Below are 5,388 nucleotides of genomic sequence, written 5' to 3' on the forward strand. Positions count from 1 at the left end.
CAAGCCGGCGCCGCGCCGCAAGCCGGGGTCGCGCCGCACGCCCGGGCCGCGGCGGAAGCAGGTGCCGCCGGCGAGGCGTGGCCGGCGGTCGACGCGGACCGCGCCACCTCGAGCGGGTCGGCGCGGCAGCTCGGCACCGTCGTGGGCGTCGACGACCCTCGTCGGCTGGTCCGACTGCTGCACCTGCTGCGCGCGACGGCGACGCACGGCGAGGTCCGGGACCTCGTGGTGATCGACGACGTCGGTGGTGTGCTCCGGGCCCTCGACGCCGTCCCCCACGGCATCGGCGCCGAGCTCCTGGTCGACCTGGTCCGTGACGCCTCCCGCCTCGGGATCGGCGTCGCGGCCGCGGGCAGCCCCGCTGACCTGCTCCGGATGGTCCCGCACTCCGCCGCCCGGCTCGTCCTGGCCACCGCCGACCCCCACGAGGACGACGTGCTCGGTGTCCCCCGGTCGAGCCCTGCTCGCAGCCGCCCGGGGCTCGGCGTCCTGCTCCCCGGGGCAGAGCTCGCGCAGATCAGCTGCGGACCCGGCGGGGCCGCCCCGGACGGCGCGCAGAGACCGAGCGGTCCGCCCGTCGCCACCGCACAGGGGGCCGACGCCCTGGTCCTCCTCCCGATCCCTCGGGAGGTGCACCTGATGCCCGGGGCGCAGACGGGTCTCGCCGGTCCGTTGCTGCTCGTGCTCGGTCGCGGCGGTGACGCAGCCGGGCCCGTCGCGATCGACGCAGCCCACGGGGTGCTCGTGATCGGGCCCCGGGGCTCCGGCAGGAGCACCGCGCTCGCGACCTTGCGAGCAGGACTGGCTCCCGAGGTCGAGGTCCGCACGCTCGCCGAGCTCGGAGAGCGGGGCGACGAGCCCGACCTGCCGGGTGCGCTGCGTGTCTGGGCCGCCGGCACACCGGGCCGGGTCCGGGTGCTCGTGATCGACGACCTCGAGGTGGCACTGCGGGCAGCGCCCGCGCTCGACGACCTGCTCGGCGCCTGGGTCGAACGCGCCGAGGTCGGAGCCGACGTCCCGGTCCTGCTCGCGTCCGTCGGCACCGAGCGTGCGGCAGCCACGTTCCGCGGGGTCGTCGCCGAGCTCCGGCGCGCCGCGCCCGTCGTCGTGCTCGGGCCGGGGAGCCCGGGGTCGGTCGAGGCCTCCGGGGCGCGTGCCTCGGCCCTCCTCGCCGCCGCCGATCCGGCCCTTCCCCACCACCCAGGGCGCGGCGTGCTGCTGCACGGCGGGACGGCCACGCCCGTCCAGGTCGCCAGGCCCGCCGGATCGGGCCCGTCGGCACGGCGGGACTAGGACAGGCCCCGGCGGTCTCCCCTGGCGGCATCGACCACGAGTGCGACCACGACGACGAGCGCGAGCAGCGCCGCGAACCATGACGCGCCCCGCACGACGAGCGGGGTCCCGGCACCGGCACCACCGATGAGGGTGCCGGCGGTCGCGGCCTGGAGCAGCTGCCAGGTGATCGCCGGGCCGCGCACCCGGTCGCGCCCGCGCAGGACGGCCCGCTTGGCGAGGGCGAGGAGTGCGGCGAGGACCAGCGCGAAGGCGGCGAGGGAGAGGTCGACCGCGACCGAGTCGGCGACCCCCCGCAGCACGACACCGAGCGCCCACAGGCCCCCGACGGCGAGCGCGGCGGACTCGACGGCGAGGCCCGCGGCCGCGACGGCCCGCCAGGCGTGCACGCGGCCCGGTTCCTGCCAGGAGGGGTGCGGTGCGCTCATGGCCGTGACCCTACGACGCCTCGGACCGGGATGCGGTCCCCGAGTCGCGCGCCGGACCGGGGCGCCACGAGACCGGAAGCGTCGCCGTTGACCCGTTCGGACGAACCGGGAGAGCGCGTCCCCAGGAGTGCCCGACGAGAATCGAACCGATGTGATCAACGCCTCACTGTTATCAGGATGAAACGCTGTCGTCACCTCTTGTGCATCCGAAGTTGCCATGTGAGGCTTGATGCCAGTCGTAGGACGTTCGCACGACACCCCCCTCTCGACTCCGCTCCTCCCAGAGGAGCGTCGAGCCGTGTGCCCGTAAGGAGAGATGTGATGGATTGGCGCCACCGCGCTTCGTGTCTTGACGAGGACCCTGAGCTGTTCTTCCCGATCGGGAACACGGGACCCGCGCTCCAGCAGATCGACGAGGCGAAGGCCGTGTGCCGTCGATGCCCCGTCACCGAGACCTGCCTGAAGTGGGCTCTCGAGTCCGGCCAGGACGCCGGCGTCTGGGGTGGCCTGTCGGAGGACGAGCGCCGCGCTCTCAAGCGCCGCACCGCCCGCGCCCGCCGCGCCGGCTGAGACCCACGGTCGGGCGACCGACCAGCACGAACGACGACCCCGGTCGCGCTCCCCCGGCGCACCGGGGTCGCGGCATGTCCGGGGTCAGCCCTTGATCTCGTCGGGGCCCTTCATCTCGTCCAGCTCCACCTCCAGGACCACCTGCGTGCCAGGACCGTCAGGGCGCGCACCCCAGTCGATGGTCCCCCGGAGCTCGTACTGCACGAGCGTCCTGACGATCTGCGTGCCCAGCCCGGCGCCGGGGCCCGAGGTGGACGGCGAGAGCCCCGCGCCGTCGTCGGCCACCGTCGCGCGCAGGTGACCGCCGGTCCGCTCGGCGGTGATCTCGACCGTCCCGCCCTTGCCGTCGGCGAAGCCGTGCTCGACCGCATTGGTCACCAGCTCGGTCAGGACGAGGGCGAGTGCCGTCGCCGAACCGGCCGGGACCATCCCGAAGGTGCCGGTCCGCACCGTGCGGACCGCGGTACCGGCGGACGCGACGTCCGCTGCGAGGCGGAGGCTGCGATCGACCAGGGCATCGAAGTCGACCGTCTCGTCGAGGGTCTGCGAGAGCGTCTCGTGCACCTGGGCGATCGTCGTCACGCGGCGGATCGCCTCGCCGAGCGCCTCCCGTGCCTCCGTCGACGTCATCCGTCGGGCCTGAAGGCGCAGCAGGGCGGCGACGGTCTGCAGGTTGTTCTTCACCCGGTGGTGGATCTCCCGGATCGTGGCGTCCTTGGTGAGCAGCTCCCGCTCGCGTCGGCGCAGCTCGGAGACGTCGCGGCACAGGAGCACCGCACCCGTGCGCTGCCCCTTCTCGGTCAGCGGCACGGACCGCAAGGAGAGGCACACCCCCCGGCTCTCCATGTCGGTCCGCCACGGTGCGCGGCCCATCACGACGAGCGGGAGGGACTCGTCCGTCGTGGCGGCCGTGTCCTCGAGGAGCTCCGTGCTCACCTCGGCGAGGGACATGCCCACGAGCGAGCCGAGGTGGCCGAACCGGTGGAAGCAGCTGAGGGCGTTCGGGCTCGCGTAGAGCACCTCGCCCTCGGAGTTCAGCCGGATCAGGCCGTCGCCGACCCGCGGGGCACCACGCCGAGGGCCCGTCGCGGCGTTCGGGACGGGGAACTCCCCGCGCGAGACCATGCCGAGGAGCTCGTCGGCCGACTCGACGTAGTTGAGCTCGAGCCGGCTCGGGGTACGCGCCCCACCGAGGTTCGTCTGCCGTGCCACGACGGCGATCGCGCGGCCCATCCGCACCACGGGGACCGCTTCCTCGCGCACCGCGTAGGTGCCGAACCAGCGCGGTTCGCGCGAACGCTGGATGCTCACCTCGGCCAGGGCGCGGTCGAGCTGGGCCCGCTGCCCGTCGGGGGCGGAGCTGCCCACGATGTCGTCGTAGTGGACGGTCGCTCCCGTCGAGGGTCGCGCCTGGGCGACGCACAGGTAGCCGGTCTCGGTCGGCAGCCACAGCACGAGGTCGGCGAAGGCCAGGTCCGAGATGATCTGCCAGTCGCCCACCAGGAGATGAAGCCACTCGACGTCCGAGGGCGCGAGGTCGGAGTGGCGGGCGACGAGCTGGCTCAGCGTGGACACCAGCAAAGCGTAGGTGAACGGGCCCTCTGCCTTGTTAGCCTCGTCCCACCACACCCAGGAGGCAGCCGGTGCACCTGTCCGCGCAGGCGACGTACGACGCAGGGCCCGACCGGGTCGCCGTCATGTTCGCCGACCCCGAGTTCGTCCGGATCAAGGTGCTCGCCACCGGGGCCACCGCTCAGACGGTCGACGTCGCGGGGACGGCCGCCGGTGCCTTCACCGTCACCACGCGACGCCAGATGCCCACGACGGACGTGCCGCCGCAGTTCCGTGCTCTTGTCGGCGGGAACCTCGAGATCCGTGAGGTCCAGGCCTGGCAGGCGGCCTCCGGCGACACCCGGCACGGGACGATCGTCGTGGAGGTGACCGGAGCGCCCGTGCGGCTCACCGGCACGATGCGGATGACCTCCCCACGCGCGGGCGTGACGGCCATGGAGATCAGCGCCGACCTCAAGGCGTCCATCCCGTTCTTCGCGAGCGCGGTGGAGAAGGCCATCGCCGACGCCATGCACAGCGCCATCCGGGCGGAGGAGGACGCGGGGGCCGCCTGGCTCTCCCGCTGAGGACGGCGCGGTCCGCGCGACCTCGAGGGTGCCGCGGACCGCTCGCAGGCGGACCTGCGCCGGGCGCCCGGCTGCTCGCTATCGGGCCCGTGAACGACCGTGCCTCCGCCCCCCGGGCGGAGCCCAGGTCTCAGAGGGTCAGACGGACCTGGCGGATCTCCTGGGCGTGCAGCTCCTGAGAGACCTGCAGGGCCCAGTCCTGGACCTCACGCCACCGACGGAAGTCACCGTTCTCGGCCTGGACCAGCGCGACGACGGCGCGCTCGGCAAGGGCGAGCCCCGACCTGTCGAGGCGCCCGGGGAAGCTCCGGTGACCCTTGGCGTGCAGGCGGGCGATCAGCGAGGGGACCTCCTCCGCATCCCCCGCGGGTGCCGGGGGCGTACCGACCGGGCCGGAGGAGAAGAGCCACACGGGCCGACGGTTGAGCTGGGCGACGAAGCGGTCGCTGAAGGCCCGCGCCGACGCCGCCCACCGACCCACGTAGACGGCGGACCCCAGGAGCACCGCGCCGTACTCGTCGACCGTCTCGACGTCGTCCGGGTCCGCCACGTGCACGTCGAAGCCCGATCCCTCGAGCACCTCGGCGATCGCGTCGGCGATCTCCCTCGTGGCTCCGTGTCGTGACGCCACCGCGATGAGCACCTTCATCGGTGGACACCTCCTGCCTCTCCGGCGGGGAGGCGGGCACGCCCCCCGTTCCAGACTTGTCGACGGTGACCTGCGTCGCCTGGGTCGCAGGTCCCGCGACGACGGGGCGGAGCCCGATCGACATCCCCGCGGTCGAGCCCGGATCGGCATCCTCACGGGGTGGACCCCGATCGACATCCCCGCGGTCGCGGGTCACACTCGTGCGATGTCGAGGAGTGCCCAGGACCGGCCACCGAGCCGGTGGTCGCGGCTCGTGCCACGCGGCAGGCGCGGGGCGGCCGTGGTCGGGGTGTCCCTCGCCCTGGTCGCC

General features: G+C 74.0%; 6 protein-coding genes. 3 read left to right on the plus strand and 3 right to left on the minus strand.

Translation table 11 applies throughout. The annotated features are described in order from the left end of the window. Positions 1–1,293: hypothetical protein (locus ABWK99_RS13130; RefSeq protein WP_372595152.1), on the plus strand; the 1,293-nt coding region annotated here is incomplete at its 5' end. Here ABWK99_RS13130 and ABWK99_RS13135 read toward each other — a convergent pair. Beyond that, entirely contained in the window at positions 1,290–1,721 is a 432-nt protein-coding gene (locus tag ABWK99_RS13135; protein ID WP_372595153.1) for a hypothetical protein, read from the minus strand. The genes ABWK99_RS13130 and ABWK99_RS13135 overlap by 4 nt on opposite strands. A gap of 321 nt (positions 1,722–2,042) precedes the next feature. On the opposite strand from ABWK99_RS13135, the gene ABWK99_RS13140 reads away from it, so the two are divergent. Then, a complete protein-coding gene (locus ABWK99_RS13140) occupies positions 2,043–2,291 on the plus strand; it encodes a WhiB family transcriptional regulator (protein ID WP_372595154.1) in 249 nt (82 codons plus the stop codon). A gap of 84 nt (positions 2,292–2,375) precedes the next feature. On the opposite strand, the gene ABWK99_RS13145 is transcribed toward ABWK99_RS13140, so the two are convergent. Continuing rightward, entirely contained in the window at positions 2,376–3,866 is a 1,491-nt protein-coding gene (locus ABWK99_RS13145) for a sensor histidine kinase (protein WP_372595155.1), read from the minus strand. Between the two features lie 68 nt (positions 3,867–3,934). On the opposite strand from ABWK99_RS13145, the gene ABWK99_RS13150 reads away from it, so the two are divergent. Further along, positions 3,935–4,429 (plus strand): DUF2505 domain-containing protein, encoded by a 495-nt coding sequence (locus ABWK99_RS13150; protein ID WP_372595156.1) that lies wholly within the window; start codon positions 3,935–3,937, stop codon positions 4,427–4,429. Positions 4,430–4,559: 130 nt separating this feature from the next. On the opposite strand, the gene ABWK99_RS13155 is transcribed toward ABWK99_RS13150, so the two are convergent. Next, positions 4,560–5,078 carry a flavodoxin domain-containing protein gene (locus tag ABWK99_RS13155; RefSeq protein WP_372595157.1) on the minus strand — a complete coding sequence of 173 codons (519 nt, stop codon included), beginning with the start codon at positions 5,076–5,078 and terminating at the stop codon, positions 4,560–4,562. Positions 5,079–5,388: the final 310 nt, after the last annotated feature.

This window comes from Actinotalea sp., from assembly GCF_041597215.1.
Classification (GTDB): Bacteria; Actinomycetota; Actinomycetes; order Actinomycetales; family Cellulomonadaceae; genus Actinotalea.